Below are 23275 nucleotides of genomic sequence, written 5' to 3'. Positions count from 1 at the left end.
GAATGGTTTTAAGGGCATATTAGCCACTATTAAGTGGTTTATTTTTCTCAAAAAAACGATAGCTTTATAAAGTTTACAGGATGTTAGTTATATTAATTAATAGAAAAAAGTGTGTTTATACACATAGTATATTAAAAGTGCTGTCATTGGACAGATTGAGGCTTAAGGCCTTATTTATAATATAAAAGGTGTTTAGTTTAGGGGAATTCTTCCTCTGCAAAAAGGGGGTAGTTTTTAAGGAGAAAAAATGTTAAATAAAGATGGCTATTTTCAGGATGTATTAGACTTTAGACAATCACAACCAGAGTTAGATACTAAGTTAGTAAAAGAGCAATGGTTATATTCAACTAAAGAAAAGAATTTAGTAAGAGCAATGTCTGAATTAAAGAATTTCTCATTAAAAACAAGTTTACCTAGAGAAGTTATGAATGATGCTGCAAGATTGCATAAAAAAGCAATTGATCATGATTTGGCGCGTGGTAGAAGTGTTATTACAATTATGTACGCATGTACTTATTTAGCTTGTAAGATGCATAATCTTCCAAGAACTGTTAAAGATATAACTAAATACAGTAAAATTGATCAAAAAGAAATTAATAGGGCATGTAAATTAATAAGAAGAAAATTAAATATTAAATTAAAAACTATTGATTTAAATGACTATTTAATGAGATTTGCATCAAGATTAAGTTTAAGTGCGACTAATACAACTTATGCTGAAAAGTTACTTAATTCTCTAAAAGATAACAAAGAATTTGTTGGTAAAAATCCTTTATCTGTTGTTGCTGGAATAATTTATTTCACAGCAAGAAAGAAAAGATTAAAGATTTCACAGAAAGATGTTGTTGAAGCAACTGGTGTAAGTGAAGTTACTTTAAGAAATAGAATAAGAGAAATTGAAGGCATAGCAAGTTAAGTTTAAATAGACTTATTCCTTTTTATTTTTATGTTAGAATTAGAAGTATGTAAAACTAAATTTAAGAAGTTTAGAGGTTTGATGTTTTCTAAGAAAAAGAACTTATTATTTGTTTTAGATAAAGAAGAGAAATTTAATGCTGGAATACATATGTTATTTGTATTTTATCCTATTCAAGTTATATGGTTAGATTATAGGTTTAAGATTGTTGATATTAAAAGGATGTTGCCTTTTATTAGTTTTCATATACCTAAGCAGAAAGCTAAGTATATAGTCGAATTTGTTAGCAAGCAAAATAATTTTAAATTTGGAGATAAATTTAATTTGGAAAGATTTTTAAGATAAATCTTTATAAATACAAACAACAGAGGGATATTAAATAAGAAAATGATAGAATTAGCAGCAATCGGTGGTTATAATGAAGCAGGTAAAAATATGACTGCCATTAAGTATAATGATGAAGTTGTAATATGTGATATGGGCCTGTTTTTACCAAGAATTCTTGATTTTGAAGAAGAAGGGGGACATAGAGAAGATTTAACAGATGCTCAATTAATAAAAATAGGGGCAATTCCAGATGATAGAGTTATAGAAAAATGGAGAGATTATGTTAAAGTAATTGTTTTGGGACATTGTCATTTAGATCATTTAGGTGCAGCACAATATTTGGCTCAAAGGTATGATGCTCCTTTAGTAGGAACACCTTATACAATGAATGTTCTTAAAAAGATGTTTTTTGATGATAAAGTGAATATTCCAAATAGATTTGTTCCTTTAAATGTTAATTCTAAGTATAAAGTTTCTGAAAATATAGAAATAGAGTTTATTAATATGACTCATTCTACATTACAAACCGTTATGACTGCAATTCATACTCCTGATGGAACCATAATTTATGCTAATGATTTTAAATTTGATAATCATCCAGTTATAGGTTTAAAACCTAATTATCATGTGTTAGAAAAAATAGGGGAAAAAAACGCTTTGGCTTTAGTTGTTGATTCTTTATATTCAAATACAGAAAGAAAAACTCCTAGTGAAAAAGTCGCAAGGGAAATGTTAAAAGATGTTTTATTGGGAACAAGTAATTTCGGAAAATTAGTTATAGTTACGACTTTTGCAAGTCATATTGCAAGATTACAAAGTGTGATTGATTTTGGAAAAGAAATGGATAGAAAAATAATATTTTTAGGAAGAAGTCTTTCAAAATATGTTGGTGCGGCAGAAAGAGCAGGATTAGTAAACTTTTCAGCTGACGTCGAAATAGTTCCTTATGCTGGTATGATAAATAAAAAACTTGCAAAAGTTGAGAAAGAACGTGGAAAATATTTAATAGTCTGCACTGGAAATCAAGGAGAACCTAAATCTGTATTATCGAGAATGGCTAGAGGAGAATTTGATTTTAAATTAGTTGAAGGAGATCATGTTGTTTTTTCTTGTAATGTTATTCCTGTTGAAGAAAATATTTCAAATAGAGATAAACTAGAAAAATTATTAAAAAAAGCAAGAGTAAGGATATTCACTGGGATACATCAATCAGGACATGCTTCTAGAGAAGACTTAAGAGATTTAGTAAATATGATTAAACCTAAGTATATAATTCCTGCACATGGAGAACACGAAAAACTTAATTCTATGGCTGAATTAGCAAAAGAAGAAGGTTATAAACTAAACAAGAATGTCCTTGTCTTGAATGATGGGGATATTGTAAAATTAGACGGTTCTAAATTAGAAAATTAATTCTTTGAAAATAATCTGTGAAAAAAGTTCTTTTTTTTCTGTTTTAAAAGGGCTGTTGAAAGTTTTTTTATTCTTTCTTTTTTGTGTTGAGGTATATATAAAGGCATATATTTTTGAAATAAATTAGTATTTAAATAGATTTTTGTTTTATAAATCCTTTTAGTAAGGTTTATAATATTTCTGACTTCATTCTTTTTGTTTTTAAAATGAAATTTGCACACTTTGCAGACTGTCACATAGGTGGTTGGAGAGATGAAAATCTAAAGAAGTTAGGTTTTGAGACTTTTAAGAAGGCAATAGAAGAATGCATTAGTAAAAAGATTGACTTTTTGTTAATTTCTGGAGATTTGTTTAATACGGCTTTACCTCAGATAGAATATATTAAAGAGACTGCAGCAGAATTAAGAAAACTGAAAGAATTAGGGATAAGTGTTTATATTATCCCCGGAAGCCATGATTTTTCTGCAACGGGTAAGACAATGATTGATGTTTTTGAAAAATCAGGTTTGGTAACTAATGTTATGAAATTTGAAGGAAATAAATTAAAATTTGTAGTTGATAATAAGACTCAAGCAAAGATAACAGGAATGTTTGGTAGAAAAGGTGCTTTAGAAAAAGAAGAATATCTAGAGACTGATTTTAGTGAAGTTGAAAATATTGATGGATTTAAAATATTCTTATTTCATACGGCTTTGGAAGAATTTAAACCTAATGAATATAATACTATTGAGTGTCAAAGTGTGAATACTCTGCCTAAAAATTTTAATTATTATGCAGGTGGACATGTTCATTATATTTTTGAAAAAGATTTTGGAAAAGGAAAATTAGTTTATCCTGGAGCATTATTTCCAAATAATTTTAAAGAGTTAGAAGAATTTAAACAAGGTGGATATTATTTATGTGAATATGATGGATTAAATAAAATTCTAAAAACTGAATTTGTTCCTGTGAAAATTAAAGAAGTAAAGAGTTTTGAAATTTTTGCTAAGAAAGTTTCTGAGGTTAATGATCAATGTTATAAGATTCTTGAGAAAGAAATGTTAAGAGACAATATAATAATGCTAAGAATTTCTGGAGTTTTGGAGGAAGGAAATCCAGGGGATATAGATTTTAATAGAATTAGCAATAATTTTATAAATAATGGTGTTTACGCTGTTTTAAGAAATTCTTCCAAATTATCAACCAAAGCTTTTGAAGAATTGAAAGTTGAAGTTAAGAGTGAAAAAGTGGAAGATGTAGAAGAAGAGATTTTGAAGAAGAATCTTAGTGAAACAGATATTTTGACAAAAGAAACAGTCGAAAGTTTAATTAAAATTTTAGATACTGAAAAATTAGAAGGTGAAAAAATAACTGATTTTGAAAAGAGAATATTACAAGAAGCAAAAGAAGTTTTAAATATAGAATAATTTTTAGAAAATAAATTATTAAAGATTAAAGAATATCGTTTATAGTTTTATATTTTTCAATTTTATTAATGTTTTCTCTGTTGTCTTTATCTTGCGAATTATGGGGGATATAAATTACCTTTTTTCTTAAATTATCCCAATAATATATTCCTAATTGCGGGATAAGTAAGTTAAGTTTATCTTTTGTTTTTTTGTCTAAGGCGTAATATTTTTTAGGTATTTGATTTAATGTAAATAAGTAAGTCATGTTTGCTTTTTCTTCTTGAAATAAAATAGGTGCTTTATGGGGTGTTATTATAAACTCCATTTCTTCAAAGAATTCTAATTCTGGAAGAGACTTAAGAGTTTCATCATGATTCATAAAATCGTCTAGATAAGAATATATTTGTTTAATAAGTGCCTTGGGCGCTATATTAGAAATCTTTTGAGGCTCTATGTTTTCATTCATTCTATCTTAAAAAGAGATGGCGTATTTTAAAATCTTTCCTTTTATAAGTATTTAAATACTTAGAGTAAAACTTATTAAGCTGGAGTAAATGTATTTTTTATGATTTTAAAATCTTTAAAGCTTGAAAATATAAGAAGTTATAAACAGGCAGAAGTTAATTTTCCTCTTGGAAAAGTGTTATTGAGCGGGGATGTTGGTGCGGGTAAAAGCACAATATTATTAGCTATAGATTTTGTTTTGTTTGGTTTAACTAAGGGAATAATTTCTGGAAATACTATTTTGAGACACGGAGAAAGAGAGGGTTATGTTGAGCTAAATTTTGAGATAGAAGGCAAACCTATCATTATTAAACGAACTTTAAAAAGAAGCTCGGAGGCTATACAACAAGATGCAGGATATTTAATAATTGAAGGTAAAAAAGTAACTGGAACTGCTACAGAGTTGAAATCTAAAATTCTTGAAATTTTAAATTACCCTCCTGAGTTTTTGACTAAAGGTAAGGCTTTAATTTATAGATATACTGTTTATACTCCTCAAGAAGAGATGAAGGAGATTCTTTTAGGAGAAGAAGAAATAAAATTAAACACTTTAAGAAGAGTATTTGGAATTGATAAATATAAAAGAGTAGTTGAAAATTCACAAATATTAGTTAGAGAATATAATTTTAAAAGAAAAGAGCTTAATGCTTATGCTCAAGATATTAATTTATTAAAAAATGAAATCAAATCTAAAAATGATGAAATGAATTTTATTTTTGGGGAACTTAAAAACTTAGGACCTGTTGAGGTTGAAGTAAATTTGAAATTTGATAACTTGAGGAAAGATTATGATAAGTATAATAATGAATTGAAATTTGCACAGGATTTTAAAGGAAAAATAGCTTTGTTTGAAAGTGAAATAAATAATAAAAATGAAATTCTTTTGAAAAACCAAAGAAACTTTGAAAAGCTTAATTATGAAATAAGCGAGTTGTCAAAAGAAAACCTTGTTAGAGAGGATGATTTCGTACTTAAACAAGAGATTTCAAAGCAAGAGAAAGAGATAGAAAATAGAGAAAAAGAGTTGAAGTTAACTGAATTTAGAATGTATGAAATTGAGGCTGAGAAGAAATCTGCTGAAAAGATAAAAAATTCTATAATGAACTTAAATCAGTGTCCTACTTGTAAACAAGATGTTTCTAAAGAATATAAATCCGGAGTTTTTGAAAGACAGAATATTATTATTCAAGAAACTACTTTGGAGATTAATAAAATTAAATTAGACTTAATTAAAAATAATTTAGAGCTTAATAATCTAAGAACTGCCTTAAAATTATTAAATGAAAGATTAAATAAAACAAATTTAGTTAATTTTAAGATAAAAGCTTTGAGTGAGAAAAATGAAACTATTAAAAAGATTGAATCTGAAAATATTAAATTAAAAGAGGATATTTTAGATTTGAATAGTAGCAAAATTAAATTTGTTTCTGATTTGGAGTTAATTAAAGATTCTGAGAAAAAATACCTTGAAATAAAAAAGGAAATAGATTTTATAATTGATAGACAAAGAGCTATTGCTATTAAAAAGACTTCTTTGACTGAAAAAATAAATTCAATTCAAGAGTTTATTCAAAGACAGGAAAAAGAAATAGCTAGAAAAGAAAAATCTTTACAAGAATCTGAAAGATTATCTAGTTTAGTTAGTTGGTTAAATGGTAAATTTACTGAAATGGTTTTAGTCATGGAAAAAAATATTATGAAAAAAATCCATAGCGATTTTAGTATTATTTTTGGAAAGTGGTTTAATACTCTTATAGATGATGATTTAATACAAATTTATTTAGATGAAAATTTTAATTTAAAGATTACTCAGAATGGTTATGATTCTGAGTATCTAAATTTAAGTGGTGGAGAAAAGACAGCCTGTGCATTGGCGTATAGATTAGCTTTAAATCAAGTTATAAATAAAATGATGTCTCATATAAGAACAAGAGATTTGATAATTTTAGATGAGCCAACAGATGGATTTTCAAGTGAGCAATTGGATAGAATGAAATTAGTTTTAGATGAACTTGAGATAAAACAAGTAATTATAGTAAGTCATGAAAGTAAAATTGAAAGTTTTGTTGATAAACTTATTAAAATAGAAAAGAAACAGCATATTAGTAAGATGATTAATTAGATTATTTAATCAAATCTTAAATATTTAATTAGGCTTTTAATTTTTCTTCGATTCTTTCTTTGCATGAAATATAATTAATTTTTATAGTTGCTCCATCTTCTTTTGATTCTGGATAAAAATTATAAAGTGCAATTAAATGATTATTTTCTTTTTTTATTACTGGCTGGGGAATTTGTGAACTTTCATATTTTGTCATTGTTTGAAGAATTTCTTTGAGTAAGTGGCTTAAATAATCTAAATTGCATGTATTTATTGTTTTTTCACAAATTTTTTTTTCTGAATTAGAATTATTTATTTTATAAATTAAACAATCTTGCTTTACAAAAGCCATAGAATTTGCGATATGAAATGCAGGACAAAAATTTTTAATACTTCTAGCATTAGTAGGATTATAATTTTTAAATACTTTAAAAAATTCACAGAATGATTCTATAAATGTTAAGTAAGGTATGTCTTTCTCAATTGCACTAAATTCTTTATTTAATATTGTTAGAAATAATCCTTCCTTCTCAAGAAAAGGAGGTGTTATTGATATAATACCTGTCTTGCTTGTTACTTTATTTGTCCCTTTTGTATACATTTTTAATGCAAATCTTAAATTAATCTTCAGTAATATAAAAAGCTTTTGTCACTGTTTTTTGGGCTTTTAGAGACAATCAAAATGTTTATATATAAGTCTTGAGACTAAATATTAGATGTCAAAAACAAACTTTAAATTGCCTATTTTTGCAGTTTTGTTAGTTTTACTTTCAAGTATAGTTTTAGCAAATTATGATATAATTGTTGAAGATAAAGCTATAGTTAATGAGATTTCTGAGAATGGTATTGCTAAATTTGAGTTAAATATAATTAATAATGAGGCAATGGCTCGCGAGATCATAATAACTCCCCAACAACAGTACGGTAAGTGGAGAATAGATACCCCCGAACCGTATATATTAAAATTACAAGGTAATTCTGCTGCTAAAAGTATTGTAAGTGCGTATCCTGTTAAGAGTTTACCTATAGATTATTATTCTTTATCTGTTAATGTGGCTACTAAGGATGGTTTATTTAGTAAAGATGTAATATTAAATATAAACTTAGTTCCTCCTGAAAATAAAGCTCTGTATATTGAAATTCCTCAGACAGTTGTGTTAGAAGCAGGTAAGGAAGAGATTATTTCTTTTGATGTAACTAATACTCAAGATTATGATTTAAATAAAATAAATATTATTTTAGAAAGTGAATTGTTTAGAAATGAGAAAGAGATTTCAATTGATGCTAAAGAAAAAGACCAACAAATTGCAAATGTTAATATTGAAAATAACTTTGAAGAAGGATTCTATAAACTAATAGCAAAAGCCTATTACAAGAAAACTTTAATTGGTAGTGCTGAGTCAAGTTTGAAATTGGTTAATCCTTTAAATCAAAAAAATGATTATACTGTTGAGAAAGGATTATTTTCTAAAGTAATAAGGATAAGTAAAGAAAATAAAGGTGATGTTGTTCAAAGAGAGAGTATTTCAATACCTGTTTCAAGCTTTGAAAAATTGTTTATTAAATTTTCACAGACCCCAGATTCAATACAAAAAGATGGAAGTGGATATATCTATATCTGGCAAATTGCTTTACAACCTGGTGAAAAGTTTGAATTAAATGTAAGAATTAATTATTTATGGTTTGTTTTAATTGTTTTAGTAATTATTTTAATTGCGATGTGGTTATTCTTAAGATTTACTAGACGAGTTACTATTACTAAAAAAGTGATTAATATAAGTAGAACTAAAGAAGGTATAAAAGGTGCAAGAATTATGCTTTTAATCAAAAATAGGGGTCCTGGAAGTGTTAAAAATTTAATGGTTGTTGATAGATTGCCTGAATTAATTGGGCCGGGAAAACATTATGGAACTATTAAACCTTTGAGAGTTGAACATGGAAGAAATTATAATAGAGTTTTATGGGAAATACCTTTCTTAGAAGCAGGTGAAGAAAGAGTAATTTCATATGAGATTAATACTAATATTGATATTATTGGTAAATTCAAGATACCTTCAGCATATGTAAAGTATCATACTGAGAAAAATAATAGACAAAAGATTGCACATTCTGGAAAGTTCTTTATTGGTGTGAAAGAGTAAGATTGCCTTTAATAATTCTAAAGTTTATTTTAATTTCAATGAAAGAGTGATTTGATAAATAATTTTATTTTTGTGATATGAATTATATTTTATTTTTTAAAATAATAAACTCCCTTTCTTAAAAAAGAAACTAAGTTAAATAGTTCTAATTTAACTATTGTTAAGATTTAGGAGAGAAAAAAAGAAAAAAAACTCCCCTTGCCAAATCTATGAATTTGGTAGAATCAAGGGGGTTTTCAAATGCTTAATGATTAGATTTTCCAGTTAGGAAAAAGTGTGAACAGTGAATCTTACTGCGAGATTACTGCACTGCCGGTTTTTGACTTCTTGCCTTGATTTTAGCAAGCTCGTCTTCTACCATTTGACTTTCAGATTCTTTCCTGAGTTTTTCAACCATGTCAGGTTGCTTTTCAGGACCTTTTTCTGTATTAAGGGTATTCATGGCTTCAGCAGTAGTAACTTCTTCCTCAAATCTTTTGAGCAGTGAGTCCAACTCTGAAACACTTCCGCTTCCCTTTAATGAACTGTCACCCACTTTTCTTGAAACTGCTTCGGTGGCTTCAGCATCAGTATGGCGGGTTTTGAGTTCATTATACTTCTCTTCGAGAAGTGCGATAGAAGCTTGAAGTTCAGTCAAAATACTTCTGGCTGCTTCAGCTGATTGCTTTGATTGTTCGAGTTGGCCTTCTTTAATCTTGAGATCTTTGGAAAGCTGATTTTTTTGTTTAATGGCATTTCGCGCAGAAGCTTCATCACCTTTAGCAACATAACTTTCCGCACCGTTTTGAAGAATAGATATGTTATCTTTAAGACCTGCCACATCTATTTCCCTTCTCTTCTGAGTTGAGAGCGCAGTAGCTAGTGCATTTTTAGCCGTTTCTACGCCTTCTTTCTTGAGTTCTTCAAGGAGTTGGGGAATGATTTCTTCCGGCGTTTCCATTGCAGAAATCAGTTTTTCGATCTTAGCAGAAGTAATTCTGCCAAGTCTTTTGAGAAGTTTGCCCATGATAACACCTCCTTTACTATAGTCTCCTTTCAAAATTAATTTTGGCTAAGCCTATTAATATTAAATTTACAATTTTTAGAATTATAAATTTTAATAAGTAGACAAAGTAAATCAATTAAGAAAGGGAATGGAAAAGTCTAAGCAAAAAGCAAAGATTGGATTTCTTGTAAGAATTGAGCTACTATTTCTTTTTTTCCGGCTGCTGCGTAGTAGGAGTAGGAGTACTAGATTTATCTTTTCCTTTTGCTGTGGGCTCTGTGGCTTCGTCCTTTTTCTCAGGCGCAGCGATTTCTTTTTCGAGAGTTGGAACAAGGCCTGGAGCGAAATGATTGAGAATGCTTGGGAGTGCTTTTTTTACGTCATCACTCAAGGGCAGCCGGTTAATAGTGTTAATTAAACTTGTCTGATTTTCCCTCGCGAATTTTATAAGGCTGTTTAATACCGGAAGGAATAGTCCGACCTGGCCGACATTGGATATGATATTGCTGATGATGTTAGGTGTTGATGAATTTGTTCCACCTGTTGTGCCGTCGTTCCCTACGCCACCAGATATTCCAGGAATTCCGCTTCCTACACCGTTGATGTTGAGAATCTTCATCTCATCGATGGAATTGGCAGGTTCCACGAGTTTCTCAATGATGCTGGGCAGTTTTTCAATGAAGCTCATTGCAGTTAACTGCATGAGTCTTTCATTAGAAATCACGTTTTCTGCTCCCACCATGAGTTCTTTGCCTTTTGCATCAACGGTGAACTTTTCTCTGTTTGCTTCGGCAATGACCTTGATTGCTTCAGCATCCATTTTTGCAGCATCGAGTTTTGCTTTTGCGATCTTCATAATTTTTTCTGCTTCTGCGTCTGCTGAAATAACTATTTCGATCTTGCCAATTTCTGATTTTTTCTCCTGCTCGATTATTGCTGCCTGTTTTTCTCTATCATACTCGGCGACCTTGGTGATTGTCAGAACTGCTTGTTCAGCTTTCACTCTTTCTGCGTCAGCTTTGGCAGTTTCGGCAGCAGTTTCTACGCGCTCTTTTTCCTTCTGGAGCACTGAAATTTCCTTTTCTTTTTCTGATATCTGAACCTGTTTTTCTTTCGCGATTACCGCGATTTCCACAGCTTGTTTCTTTTCAACTTCAGCTACCTGTGCAGCTTTGTCTGCGTTCTGAGTTTCGACACGTACAGTTTTGTCTTTTTCAACGCTGGTTAATGCAACCGTTTTTTCCTTTTCAATGACTGCAACTTCAGCTGTTTGCGCTTGTTCAGCTTCTATCTTTTTCGCAGCTGCATCTTGTGTAGCTTTTTTTGAGCGGATTTCTTTATCTTGTTCTGCTGTGGCAAAAGCCTGATCCTGCTGAAGAGCCAGGACGTTTTTCCTTGTCTCAACGTTCTTTTTTTCGATTTCCACTTCTGCTTTTCGGACAATCTCATTTTCCAGTTTTCTGTTGTCCTGGACAATGGCTGCCACGTTCTTTTTTCCTGTTGAGTCAAAGATATTGTCAGGCCTGAAATCATCAAGTTTTGCCTGGTCAAGATTGGCGATTGTGACACTTTCTAGGACTATGCCGTTCTGGAGAAGTTCATCTTTCAGCGCTGTCTGGACAGATTCCGCGAAGTCTTCTCTTTTGGAATTGAGATCTGTGAGATCTTTTGTTGCTGCGATGGCTCTTAGTGCGCCGACAAGTTTGTCTTCTATGAAGGTTTTCATCTCTTGGATGTTAAGGGTTTTTGAACCCAAGGTTCTTGCAGCACTTGTGATTTGCGTATCTTCAGTGCTTACTCTTACATAGAAAATTGCCTTTACATCTGCACGTAGGTTGTCTTTTGTGATTAATGATTCTGAGCCATTGCGGTCAACTTCAACAGGCAGTGTCTTGAGGTTGATCTCAAATGACTTGTGAATCAGAGGGATGACGAATATACCCCCATCCATGCAGATTTTCATCTTACCATTACCCGTTCTTACAATAGCCATATCGGCACTGGCTCGTTTGTAGAACTTTGCGATTAATATCCCCAGGAAGAGGATAAGCACAATCGCAGTGGATGCAAGCATGAGACCTGAAATAATCATAATTTCGAACCTCCTATAAATAGATTTTTTTAAGATATTTTTTGGAAAGAAAGAAATTCGTTTAGAAATTTACCTGCACTGTGCTAATTTTTTAATAATGCGGGTTCGTTTACGATGTCAACAATATACAATTCTTCTTTTTTAACATAATCAATAATTATAACCTTGTCATCTTTTTTCAAGGTTTTACCAGAAGTTTTTGCAAATATAGACTGATATTCGTTAGTTGGTGTAACAACTAAAACTCTGCCCTGATGAGTGGAAGTTATTTCAGGACTCACAATAGTACCTATTTTTGAAATAAGTGCGAGTGAGTCATATGCGGCAGATTCATATTTTGGAAGATATTTTCCAAGAATTGCACCAACTGTTTTTGTAAAGAATATCGCTATTATTGCTGAAATAGGTATTGAAACTATTAGAGAAGAGACATTCTTAAAAGGAAATAACCAGTTGATGCATAATCCACAGCAACCCCAAGATAACAAAAAGCAGACAAGACCATACATAAATGGAACTTTCCCTAAGTTGAGAAAGCTAAATGCACGATCTAATATACTTCCTTCAGTGTACATTTCATGCCCTATTTCATGAACGGTGGTATGGCTTGCATCATGATCAAAATGGTGATCTACATCATGACTAACATCATGATCCAAGTTATGATCTCCACCGGGCAGGAACATCAGTTGGATTAAAAAGAGCATTACACTTATCATCATTGGAATTGTGTATATCAGGTTGTAATCGAGACCCAAGAATGAAATAAAACTCATTTTTTTCACCTCCTTTGATAAATAAATTTGATTTTAAAATTTAAATTAATTCAAAGAAATTTTTACAAAGATTTTACAAAGAAATTTATTGCGACTTTTTTTCCTTTAAAGATTCTTTTTTTTCAATTCTTACCTCTCTTTCCATTTCTATTCTTGCCTTTGGATCCCAACTTTTTCTAATTTGATATTCCCTGTCAAGATAATCTGAATAGGAACTCATAGCATCTGTAGCTGAATTGAAATCTGCCATAGATTCTTTCTCTAATTTTCTTTTGAACCATTTTAGAGCTTTTTTATTTGCTTCTTTTTTGTGTTTATATTTTTCCTTAAATATTTCTTTGTTTTCTTTGAAATATGTAAGAAGAACATTTGAGTTTGGGATGATTATTTGCTTCTGAAGCTCTTGTGCAATAAAAACTCTTGGCCTTTCATTTTCACCAAAAGATAAAATTATTTTTGACGTTGTATTACCTGAAAGTATGTTTGTTTGCAAGATTATAGGGTGAGTAAAAACGCCATATCTCATACCGTGATATATGAAAGGTAAGAGTACTAAAAAAACACTTAATGATGAGACGCTTATAAATAAGCTTGAATTAAATTTGATTGTTGTTGGATTAGGCTTTCTGGATATTACATAAACAAAGTGTGCTAATTTAATTAATAGATTAAGAATTAGCAAAAAAAAGAAGATAATCCTCATTTTGATTCCCCCTTTATACAGTGAGATTGAATGTTATTTCTAAAGTAATGCTTTGATCATTGAAATCTATGTTAGAAATGAAGATTTTTTTGAAAGCGCAGTCATATGAGTCTTCTACTATTCTTTCTAATTCATCTGCATCTCCAATTAAATCTTTTAAAAGATATTCTACTTCTTCTTCACTAGAAATTTCTTCACTATTTTCTCGGTTTTCGATAATTAAAGAGGTTATGTTTATTTTTTTCTCAAGAGTTGAGTCTGAATTTATTAAACCCGTAGTAAGATTTTTGATTGAACGTTCTGTTGCATCTGATGGATTTATGATTAAAAAAGAAACACCCACAATAACTATTTGGCCTTCTGAAGTTCTTATAAAATTTGGTCCGAGGTAAATAACTAAATTTTCCATACGGTCTTCAGGTATAATTTCGATAGAAGCATATTGGGCTATATGAAGGGATAATGTATAGGTTCTTTCCTTTTCTTCATATTCTTGTTCGCTTTCTTCATCATCTTTACCCTTTGCCCTATTTTCATTGTTTTCTTCTTCTGTTGTTTCATTATTTTGGCTCAAATCTAAGAAGACTTCTTCTGATTCATCTTTTATTTCAATTTCATCAATTATTTTTTCAGAAAGGATTTCTATTTCCAGATTTTGAGTAGAAAAGTCTTCTGAATGTATTTCTTCTCTAGGAGTTTCGCTTTTCAACAATTGATCTAATTCTTCAAGATCTTTTTTATGATTTGCCTTTTTAGAGTTAGGATTTTCTGAAGAATGTTTCTGTTCTTTGACTATAGTTTTTTCTGAATTTTCTTTAGACTTCTTTTCGCGCAGATAGGCAATTAACAAAATTAGAATGCCTAATATACCCAATACATTGAAAGCAATAATTAAATGACCTAGATTTAGTGACTGCATATTCTTTCCTCCTTAAAATTATAAATTATCTTATTCCAAGATATTCCCTTTATTTTTTAGAAATTAGATTCAACTTAATTTACTTAGATTTACTTAGATTTACTTAGAACTAAGTAAAATAACATAATTTGGAATAACTGTTTGTGCAAGGTTTTCCCTATTTATGTCTTCAAATTGTTATTTTAAAAAATCCTTTTTTTAAAGTGATTTTTCACATTAATTTTAGTATTTGTTTTAGTAGAGCTAAAAAAGGTTTAAATTAATGTTAAACAATTGGTGTAGTGTTTTTATTACTTATTGGTTACGAGGGATAAACTTTTAAAACTAATGTGAACTGAGGTTAAATGGGTGTTATAAACTGTAAAAAGGCCATTTAATGAGTTTATAAGGCTTAAATGGAAACCTTTATAAACTGAAAAGTACATGAAAAGTCTAAGGCCTGCCATGAGAAAGACTCAACGGAGTACGGCAACCTGCCAAGCAATGAACCTTGGGAGTTAATGTCAGGTCAAATTATACTTAAAAATCAAGAACAAGTAAAATTTACTATTCATTTAATCATTTAAGGTAAATTAAGGGTTTTAAACCCTAAATAAAGCAAAAAACAAGAAAATCAAAGGCAAAAACTAATAGTTCAAAAAATAGTTTTTAATTTGTTGTTGTTTAGTGCTTTAAACTTGTTCTGTGTAAACCTAGGAGGGATTACGATGGGAAAAATAAGCCCAGTAAGTGCAAAATATATAATTCACACTAATATTCAAATTGAAGGTGTAGTAGAGAGACCAGATGTTATTGGTGCTATCTTTGGCCAGACAGAAGGATTGTTAGGTGCAGAATTAGAGTTAAGAGAGTTACAAAGAAGCGGTAGAATAGGAAGAATAGAAGTTAATGTTGATACTAAAGGTGGAAAAGCTGAAGGTATGATAATTATACCTAGTTCTTTAGATAAGGCAGAAACAGCAATTGTTGGTGCTGCCTTAGAAACAATACAAAGAATAGGTCCCTGTAATGCTAAAGTAAGAGTAGAAAAGATTGAAGATGTTAGAATTTCTAAAAGAGGATATGTTATTGAAAGAGCTAAAGAATTGTTAAAGAATTTAACAGAAAATGTTCTTCCAGACAGCCAAGAAATTACAGAAGAAGTTGCTGCTTCAGTTAGAATGATGGAAATCATAGAGTATGGTAGAGACAGACTTCCAGCAGGACCAGCGGTAGAAGAATCTGAAGAGATTATTTTAGTAGAAGGAAGAGCAGATGTTCTTAATCTATTAAAACACGGAATAAAGAATGTTATTGGTATGAATGGAACAAATATACCTCCTTCAATTAAAGAAATTGGAGAGAAAAAAGTAATGACTTTATTTGTTGATGGAGATAGAGGCGGAGATTTAATTATAAAAGAAATATCTGAAATTACAGATGTTGATTATATAGCTAGGGCTCCTGATGGAAAAGAAGTTGAAGAAATAACTAAAAAAGAAATCCATAAAGCTTTGAGAGGCAGAGTAGCTATTGAACAAGAAAAGTTAGATTCTACAAAACCTGAAAGAGCAGAAAGAACTGAAAATCGAGAAAGATCTGAAGAAAGAAGATCTTATCAAAATAATCAGAATGGATATCAAAGAAGAACAGATAGATTTCCAGCTGAAAGAACAAATGAAAGGCAAGAAAGACCTAATTTCTTTGACAGAAAAAAACCTGTTCAGAAAAAACAAATTATGACTGCTGAAGAAAGTGTAAAATTCAAATTAATGCTTGAAGATTTGGTTGGAACAAGAGGAGCATATATTATAGATCAAAATCTAAATATACTTGGAAAGGTTCCTGTAACTGAATTAGCAAGTACAATTAAAAGTTTGAACACTGGAGTTTATGCAGTTTTGATGGATGGAAAAATTTCTGCAGAGCTTGTAAAATATGCTGAAAAGTCAAACATAACTCATATAATTGGAATGGAGACTGAAGTAAAAGCAGGTACAAGTAAAGTAAATATTTTAATACAATCAGAAATACAGTAAACCTGCATTTTTTTCTTTTATTTTTTGTTATACTTGATTGAAGTGTTTTAATAGAAATGTTTATATACTAGTAAGTTATACCTTACTTAGGTGAGAATATGGAATATGCTATTGCTAAGGTAAGTACAAAAGGACAAATAGTTATACCTAATTCCTTAAGAGATAATATTAATTGTGGAGATGAATTTTTAATTATAAAAGATGAAGGAAGATTAATCCTTAAAAGTATGAAAAGTTTGGCTTTAAATCTTAAAGAAGATTTAATTTTTGCAGAGAAAGTTGAAAAAGCTTGGGAAGATTATGATAAGGGCAAGTTTGAAACTAAAACTAAAGATTTATTTCTTAAGGAGCTTCATGCATGTTAAATATTGTGCATGAAAAAGAATTTTTAAAGAATATAAGTAAAATAAAAGATCCTATCTTTAAAGAAAGAGTAATTAAACAAGTTGAAAAAATCATAGAAAATCCTGAAGTAGGTAAACCTATGAAATATAATCGAAAAGGAACAAGAGAAGTATATATTTCTCCTTATAGGCTAGCTTATGCTTATTTACCTGCTGAAAACAAACTAATCTTCTTGAAATTTATCATAAAGACGAACAATAATTCTTTTTTATAGCAAGCTTTTTAAATAGAATTTCTTTTTAAATTAAAATGGATACTTTGCAGGTATTAAGAAAATATAGAAAGTACATTTTAATTATTCTAATCTTGTTTGTAGGTTATTATCTTTTATTTGCGAGAAAAGTTACTTGTGAGGATAAAGTTTGTTTTGAACAAAAAATGGAAAATTGTGCAGGTGCAAAATTTTATTATTATGAAAATTCTGGTGCTGTAACTTTATATAAAGTTGAAAATAATCCTTTTGGAACTAATTATTGTGTTGTAAATGTTAAAATGTTGCAACCAGGAGAAATTTCAGAACAATACAAAGAAATATTTACAAATGCAGAAATGAGATGTAGGATTCCAATAATAAATCTAGTAAAGCCTACTCTGGCTTCTATAGGACAAAATATTGATTATTGTCATGGAACTTTAAAAGAAGCAATGTATAAAGCTATGATTAATAGTTTATACAAATTAATGGCTAGAGATATCGGAACTGTGATAACTGAAGTTAATCGGAAGTTAGGTTTAGAATAAATTCTTAAAATTTTTATTTATAAATTATTTATTTTCTTTATAAACTAATTACACAAACTTTATATATATCTACAATTTAATAGGAACATATATATACTATAGTAAAGTGATAATAAAAGAGAGGGATTAAATGCTATCAACTATAACTTGGATACAGATAATATCAACATGCATAATTCTAGTTTTGGCAGTTTTGGTAAGGTTGAGACATAAGAAGAATCCAGTAATTAATTTATTCTTCTTAATGTCCTTGCCTTTTATATTCTTCTTTTTACCTACATGGTTTAGAATGGGTTTAATTTTAGTTATATCCTTGGTTGTTTTATTTGGAGTAATTAAATATAATGCTAAAAAATTCAAAAAAATGGAAAACGAAGTTTTTGAAACTGATATTCTTGATAAAAAGAAAGATGATTTTATGGAAAAAATCTATATTCCGAGTATGGAAAAAATAGACTTAGAAAGAGCAGACTTATTAATGGAAAAAATAGAGTTTGAAAAAGAAAGAAACCAGATTGATGCTACTAATAAAATTTTGGGTGAAGAAAGAAAAAAGCTTGAAGCTGAAAAAGCAATACTTGAACAAAAGTTTAATTCTGATAAAGAGAATTTAGAACAATTAAGGAAGAAAGCAGATGAGGAAAGAAAGAAAATTGATGAATTGATGAATAAAATCAAATCAGATAAAGAAATTATTGAAGTCCAAAGAAAAGATTTTGATGGTCATAGAAGAGAATTTTTAACTGAAAAGAAAAAATTAGAAGATGAGCTAAGAAGCGTTGCAAAGAAAGAAGATGATTTGAAAGCTAAAATGTCTGCGTTAGAAGCAGAAGAAAAAACTTTGAAGAAAGTTCAAATGGATACAAGATTAGAAAGTGAAAGATTGCATAGAGAGAAAGAAAATGTTAATATTGAAAATAAAAAAATTGCAGAAATAAAAACTCAGTTTACTAAAGATAAAGAAGAGGTTAGTAAACTAAAGAACGAAACTAAAAGTGCTTTAATTAATGAAAAGAAGGTATTTTATGATGAAAAGAAAAGAGAAAATGATGAATTAAATTTAAGATTAAAGAAGTTTAAAGATGAGCAAAGGGATTTAGAATTAACTAGAAGCGAATTAAAAAAATCTATTCAAGTTGAAATTAAAAAGATAGATGAAATGAAAAAGAAAGCAAAACAAGATATTGATAAAAAGCAACAAGAAGTGATTAAGAAAGAAATTGTGTTAAAAAAGTTAATAGAGAAAAATAAGGCAGAAGAGCAGAAAATATTAGAATTAAAAAGAAAGTTTAATGAAAAAATTGCAATTAAAAAAGCGAAATTGGCTAAGAAAAAGAAATGAGGTAAAAACAAATGATGACTTTAATATTTAGTTTGTTGAGTTTGGTTGTGTTAAGTATATTGTTTTATACTATAAGAAGCTCTAAATTTAATGAGAATACTAGATATTATACTTTGCTTATACTGGCGGCGTTAATGCCTGCTGTGTTTTTTACCTTTATTTATTCAATTTGGCAATATAATATTTTTTTATGGATTTCAAGCTTTTTTGGCTTAATAATGGCTTTGTGTTATTTAATGGTTGCAAATAAGTGAAATTCTCAATAATCTTTATATATCTCTTTCTTTTAGTTTAAGTTATGGGTTTAATAAGTGATATATTTGGTGGATCTAACCAATTAGATTATAATAGCTCTAAAATTAATCTAAATTTTGACGGATTTAAATTAAATATCATTACTAATACTTTGAAAGCAGATATTAAAAGTTTAAAATATGATAATCAATATTCAAATAAAATATTTAATTTTCAAGATACTGAAAAAAGGACACAAACTTTTTTAAGTTTGTTTAATAAATCTAAGATTGAATTAATTGATTTTATAATTCATGAAATTAAAATAAATCCACTTTATAAAGAAGTACCTTGTATTAATATTTATTTGATGGGTGGTATGGATGCCAGACCTTTAGATGATAAGCTTTCTTTTTATAAAATGTCTTCTGCACTTGGATGGGTAATGACTAGAGAGATTAAACAAGGAAAATATAATATTTATCTAAATATTCCTTTGTTGATGTATATCTCTTTAGAAGATAATATTTATAGTTTGCAAAAAGAAAGAATCCGAGATACGCTTCAGCATGAACAAGAGCATATTATTCACGAAATAAAAAATCACGTATTTGTTGATGAAGCGATTATACGAAAGAGGATTTATAAAGCGTTATACCCTTATCACCAGGCATTAATCTCCGAATATAAAAAATTTTTTTTATTGGGCAGTTGGTTTGATTATAAAAAATGTCTTATGTTATTAAGAGAGTCTATATCTTTACTTATGCGAGGCATTCATACAGAAGGATTTGCTAGATATTTTGAGAATACTTCTAAATATACTTATACCTTTTCTTCTTGGAAAGATAACTATTGGAAGGCTTATTATGCAGTCAGGGAATTAAATAGGAATTTTGAGTCTATAATTGATATTTTGTTTTATTTTCCTAAGCATAATGCAAAATCAGATTTAAAAACATTTAAGTTATATCTTGATTCTATTTCAGGCGGTATTGAAAAATATGATATTGGTGCATTTATGGTTTATACCATTATTTTTTATAATAATAAAACTTTTGAAGAAATATTATATATGTCGGTTTATCAATTTTTTAAAGAATATGAATCTGCTATGACTAAATCAGGTTTAGAACCTGTAGTTAGTTTAAATAGTGGTAAGGGTATGTTAGATTTTAATTCTATTTTAGGTAGAATAAGTAAAGAAGTGGATAAAAAATCTTTGAAAGATTAATTCTAAATATTTATATATAACTCTTGTTTTTTAGAGTTTTATGAGTGTATTCGATAAAATTTCAGATGTTTTTAATAAAGTAGATTATTCTCAACCAATTGTAGGTGTAACTTTAGATGGTTTTATTTTAAGGATTGTAACCTTTAAATTTAATCTTGATGTTAAAAAATTGGAGTCTAATCTTAAGAAGAATTATAATCTCTCAAATTCATCAGTTGATCCAAATATTCAATTAAAATGTTTTGCTCAAGATTTTGAAAGACATAGAATAAATTTAATAAAGCAGGTTTTGAATGAAATTAAAACAAATCCTTATTATATGACTGTTCCCTTTCTTAGCATATTTTTTATGGGTGATTTAGAAGATGTTAATGATACAAATAAAAATTATTCTGGCAATTATGGCTGGGTAAATTCAAATGAAATTCAAAGAGGAGATTATAATATTTATTTAAACATTCCTAATTTGACTTTAGTAGATGATATAAATCATAAATATTTAATTAATGAACCTAAACTTATAGAAGCCCTCAGACATGAGCAACAACATATAATTCATGAAATTAAAAATAAAGTTTTTACAAATGCAGACTTTGTGACTTTAAATTTGCTTAAAAGTTTAAAAAGAGATGATTCTGAATTAGTAAGGGGTTTAGACAACCTTTCTAATAGTTTTAGTTATCGTGCTTATTTCATATATATACGTGATTTGATTTCGTCAATTATGCGTAAAATCCATACAAACGGTTTTGCAACTTTTTTTTCTGATGAGCATCAATATTGTTATCTTTTAGATTCATGGAAAAATAAACATAATGAAGTTAGACCCATAACTAAATCAATCCAGACCGGCCTTATGGATATTTTGGATACGTTTTATCCAGATGATTCTATGAGTGGGTTAGTTAAAGAGGAATTAATCAAACAAATAGGAAGTTTGTTAAAACAATCTTATAATACTTATGAACTTGGGTCTTATATGGTTTATACAATTGTTTTTTTAGGCAAAAAAAGTTATCAGGAAGTTTTACAAATGTCGGTCTATCAATTTTTTGATGAGTATGAAAAGGCAATCATAAGTTATGGTGAAAATCCTTTAGTAAGTCTAAATAGTGGTAAGGGTATATTGGACTTTAATAGATTATTAGGTGTATTAAGTTTTATAGTTACTAAGCAACAACATTTTTCTAAGAGCAAATCTCAGCAAAGCTTTTAAATAGTTTTCAGCATTTTTTAAACTCTGTTAAGCTAAAATAAGCTTAAAACGACTGAAAATGCTAAGACAACCATTAATTACGGTTTTAGGTCATGTAGACCATGGAAAGACTAGTTTATTAGATAGTATTAGGCAAACTACTGTTGTTGAAAAAGAATCTGGAAGAATTACTCAAGCAATTGGTGCGTCTATTATTCCTGCTGAAACAATAAAAAGATTGTGTGCTGATTTAATTAAAAAAGTTAAATTAGACTTAAAAATTCCAGGTTTATTATTTATTGATACTCCTGGACATGCTGCTTTCTCAACATTAAGAAGAAGAGGTGGAAATTTAGCCGATATTGCAATTTTAGTTGTTGATATTAATGAAGGATTGAAACCTCAAACTATTGAAGCTATTGAAATTTTAAAAGAGTATAAAACTCCTTTTGTTGTTGCATTAAATAAAATTGATTTAATTAATGGTTGGAGATCTAATCCTAATTTAAGTTTATTAGAAGATATTTCGAAGCAAGGCGAACCAATAAGAAATGTTTTAGAACAAAAGATGTATGAATTTGTTGGAGAATTATTTAAATTTGGTTTAAATTCTGATAGATTTGATAGAGTTTCTGATTTTACAAAGCAAATTCCTATAGTTCCGATGTCTGTTAAATTTAAAGCAGGTTTGCAAGAATTATTAGTTACAATTACCGGATTAGCACAAAAATATCTTGAAAATAATTTGAAAGTAAATGTGAAAGGTCCTGCAAGAGGAACTATTTTAGAAGTAAAAGAAACAAAAGGTTTAGGAATTACAATTGATGTCATAATTTATGATGGTAAAATAAAAAAAGGAGATACAATTATTATCGGTAGTTTAGATAAACCTATAGTTACTAAAGTAAAAGCTTTGCTTATTCCTGCACCATTAACTGAAATGATGACTAAAGCTAAGTTTAATCCTATTAATGAGGCTATTGCTGCAACAGGTGTAAAAATTTCTGCACCCGAGTTAGAAAATGTAATCGCGGGTATGCCTTTGAGAGTTGTGGATAATTTAGAAAAAGATAAAGAAGAGATTCAAGAAGAAATTGAAGAGGTTTTAATTGATACTGAACAAGAAGGTATAACTGTAAAAGCTGATACTATTGGTGCTTTAGAAGCATTAGATAAATTACTAAAAGAACATGATATTCCAATTAAAAAAGCATCTATTGGTGAAATAACTAAAAAAGATATTATTGAAACAAAAACTCAAGAAGGTTTGAATAAATGTATTGTTGGATTCAAAGTGAAATTAAATAAAGAATCTGAAGAGATCCAAGATAAGCCTAAAATAATTTTACAAGATGTCATCTATAAAATAATTGATGAATATGGGTTATGGAGAAAGGAAACTGAAGCAAGTGAAAAAACAAAAGATTTAGAAGAATTAAAGAGACCGTCAAAAATACAAATTTTACCTGGTTGTGTGTTCAGACAAAGTAATCCTGCAGTTGTTGGTATAGAAGTTATAAATGGAGTGTTACAAACTGGAGTAAAGTTAGCAAAAGAAACTAAGAATGGTTTAGTTGAAATAACTGAGTTAAAAACGATCCAAGACAATAAAAAAGTTATACAAGAAGCTGTAAAAGGACAACAAGTTGCAGTTGCTTTATCCCATGTTACTGTGGGAAGACAAATAAAAGAGGGTGATTTATTATATGCTAATATTTCTGAAGAAGAATTTAGAAGATTAAAAGAGCTCAAAGGCAGCATTTCTCCTAGTGAGATTATAGTTTTAAAAGAGATTTCAAGTATACAAAGAAAAAAGAACCCTGTTTGGGGAGTTTAGGGGT

The 23275-nt window shown here is 29.0% G+C and carries 22 protein-coding genes; 15 read left to right on the top strand and 7 right to left on the bottom strand.

Annotated elements, in window-relative coordinates:
- The first annotated feature begins 247 nt into the window (after positions 1-247).
- The 4 genes from J4403_02885 to J4403_02870 all read left to right on the top strand — a co-directional run bounded on the left by J4403_02885 (position 248) and on the right by J4403_02870 (position 4062).
- On the top strand, positions 248-916 hold the full coding sequence (locus tag J4403_02885) for a transcription initiation factor IIB family protein (protein ID MBS3167129.1): 669 nt from the start codon (positions 248-250) through the stop codon (positions 914-916).
- A 30-nt stretch (positions 917-946) separates the two neighbouring features.
- Positions 947-1261 (top strand): DUF192 domain-containing protein, encoded by a 315-nt coding sequence (locus tag J4403_02880; protein ID MBS3167128.1) that lies wholly within the window; start codon positions 947-949, stop codon positions 1259-1261.
- 42 nt (positions 1262-1303) lie between these two features.
- Positions 1304-2656 (top strand): RNase J family beta-CASP ribonuclease, encoded by a 1353-nt coding sequence (locus tag J4403_02875; protein ID MBS3167127.1) that lies wholly within the window; start codon positions 1304-1306, stop codon positions 2654-2656.
- Between the two features lie 206 nt (positions 2657-2862).
- On the top strand, positions 2863-4062 hold the full coding sequence (locus J4403_02870; protein ID MBS3167126.1) for an exonuclease SbcCD subunit D: 1200 nt from the start codon (positions 2863-2865) through the stop codon (positions 4060-4062).
- A 25-nt stretch (positions 4063-4087) separates the two neighbouring features.
- Here J4403_02870 and J4403_02865 read toward each other — a convergent pair whose 3' ends face one another.
- Positions 4088-4510 carry a hypothetical protein gene (locus J4403_02865; GenBank protein ID MBS3167125.1) on the bottom strand — a complete coding sequence of 141 codons (423 nt, stop codon included), beginning with the start codon at positions 4508-4510 and terminating at the stop codon, positions 4088-4090.
- Between the two features lie 99 nt (positions 4511-4609).
- Here J4403_02865 and J4403_02860 point away from each other — a divergent pair, with 99 nt between their 5' ends.
- Positions 4610-6670, top strand: coding sequence for a hypothetical protein (locus tag J4403_02860; GenBank protein MBS3167124.1), 2061 nt, complete (start codon positions 4610-4612; stop codon positions 6668-6670).
- A gap of 28 nt (positions 6671-6698) precedes the next feature.
- On the opposite strand, the gene J4403_02855 is transcribed toward J4403_02860, so the two are convergent.
- Entirely contained in the window at positions 6699-7250 is a 552-nt protein-coding gene (locus J4403_02855; protein MBS3167123.1) for a hypothetical protein, read from the bottom strand.
- A gap of 115 nt (positions 7251-7365) precedes the next feature.
- Here J4403_02855 and J4403_02850 point away from each other — a divergent pair, with 115 nt between their 5' ends.
- Positions 7366-8790 carry a hypothetical protein gene (locus J4403_02850; protein MBS3167122.1) on the top strand — a complete coding sequence of 475 codons (1425 nt, stop codon included), beginning with the start codon at positions 7366-7368 and terminating at the stop codon, positions 8788-8790.
- Positions 8791-9091: 301 nt separating this feature from the next.
- On the opposite strand, the gene J4403_02845 is transcribed toward J4403_02850, so the two are convergent.
- The 5 genes from J4403_02845 to J4403_02825 all read right to left on the bottom strand — a co-directional run bounded on the left by J4403_02845 (position 9092) and on the right by J4403_02825 (position 14265).
- Positions 9092-9829 carry a PspA/IM30 family protein gene (locus J4403_02845; GenBank protein MBS3167121.1) on the bottom strand — a complete coding sequence of 246 codons (738 nt, stop codon included), beginning with the start codon at positions 9827-9829 and terminating at the stop codon, positions 9092-9094.
- Between the two features lie 148 nt (positions 9830-9977).
- The gene (locus J4403_02840; protein ID MBS3167120.1) at positions 9978-11867 is read right to left on the bottom strand and encodes a hypothetical protein; all 1890 of its coding nucleotides are present in this window, start codon (positions 11865-11867) and stop codon (positions 9978-9980) included.
- Positions 11868-11950: 83 nt separating this feature from the next.
- Positions 11951-12589: a DUF1449 family protein gene (locus J4403_02835; GenBank protein MBS3167119.1), complete on the bottom strand. Its 639-nt coding sequence runs from the start codon at positions 12587-12589 to the stop codon at positions 11951-11953.
- Between the two features lie 139 nt (positions 12590-12728).
- Complete coding sequence (locus J4403_02830) at positions 12729-13169, bottom strand: hypothetical protein (protein MBS3167118.1); 441 nt, start codon at positions 13167-13169, stop codon at positions 12729-12731.
- A 190-nt stretch (positions 13170-13359) separates the two neighbouring features.
- The gene (locus J4403_02825; GenBank protein ID MBS3167117.1) at positions 13360-14265 is read right to left on the bottom strand and encodes a hypothetical protein; all 906 of its coding nucleotides are present in this window, start codon (positions 14263-14265) and stop codon (positions 13360-13362) included.
- Between the two features lie 707 nt (positions 14266-14972).
- On the opposite strand from J4403_02825, the gene J4403_02820 reads away from it, so the two are divergent.
- From J4403_02820 to infB, 9 genes are all read left to right on the top strand, one after another.
- Positions 14973-16283: a DNA primase gene (locus J4403_02820; GenBank protein ID MBS3167116.1), complete on the top strand. Its 1311-nt coding sequence runs from the start codon at positions 14973-14975 to the stop codon at positions 16281-16283.
- A 98-nt stretch (positions 16284-16381) separates the two neighbouring features.
- Positions 16382-16648 carry an AbrB/MazE/SpoVT family DNA-binding domain-containing protein gene (locus tag J4403_02815; protein MBS3167115.1) on the top strand — a complete coding sequence of 89 codons (267 nt, stop codon included), beginning with the start codon at positions 16382-16384 and terminating at the stop codon, positions 16646-16648.
- The gene (locus J4403_02810; GenBank protein ID MBS3167114.1) at positions 16642-16902 is read left to right on the top strand and encodes a type II toxin-antitoxin system RelE/ParE family toxin; all 261 of its coding nucleotides are present in this window, start codon (positions 16642-16644) and stop codon (positions 16900-16902) included. The genes J4403_02815 and J4403_02810 overlap by 7 nt, the downstream gene beginning before the upstream one ends.
- A gap of 35 nt (positions 16903-16937) precedes the next feature.
- On the top strand, positions 16938-17429 hold the full coding sequence (locus tag J4403_02805; GenBank protein MBS3167113.1) for a hypothetical protein: 492 nt from the start codon (positions 16938-16940) through the stop codon (positions 17427-17429).
- 130 nt (positions 17430-17559) lie between these two features.
- Positions 17560-18771 carry a hypothetical protein gene (locus J4403_02800; protein ID MBS3167112.1) on the top strand — a complete coding sequence of 404 codons (1212 nt, stop codon included), beginning with the start codon at positions 17560-17562 and terminating at the stop codon, positions 18769-18771.
- 11 nt (positions 18772-18782) lie between these two features.
- A complete protein-coding gene (locus J4403_02795) occupies positions 18783-19025 on the top strand; it encodes a hypothetical protein (GenBank protein MBS3167111.1) in 243 nt (80 codons plus the stop codon).
- Between the two features lie 44 nt (positions 19026-19069).
- Complete coding sequence (locus J4403_02790; protein ID MBS3167110.1) at positions 19070-20239, top strand: hypothetical protein; 1170 nt, start codon at positions 19070-19072, stop codon at positions 20237-20239.
- A 40-nt stretch (positions 20240-20279) separates the two neighbouring features.
- Positions 20280-21455 carry a hypothetical protein gene (locus J4403_02785; protein ID MBS3167109.1) on the top strand — a complete coding sequence of 392 codons (1176 nt, stop codon included), beginning with the start codon at positions 20280-20282 and terminating at the stop codon, positions 21453-21455.
- 58 nt (positions 21456-21513) lie between these two features.
- Positions 21514-23271: a translation initiation factor IF-2 gene (gene infB, locus J4403_02780; protein MBS3167108.1), complete on the top strand. Its 1758-nt coding sequence runs from the start codon at positions 21514-21516 to the stop codon at positions 23269-23271.
- The last annotated feature ends 4 nt before the right edge of the window (positions 23272-23275 follow it).

The sequence above is a fragment of the Candidatus Woesearchaeota archaeon genome (assembly GCA_018302225.1).
GTDB lineage: Archaea > Nanobdellota > Nanobdellia > SCGC-AAA011-G17 > JAGVZY01 > JAGVZY01.
The sequence above is the reverse complement of the archived record's forward strand: the minus strand, read 5'-3'. Positions and strand labels throughout refer to the sequence as shown.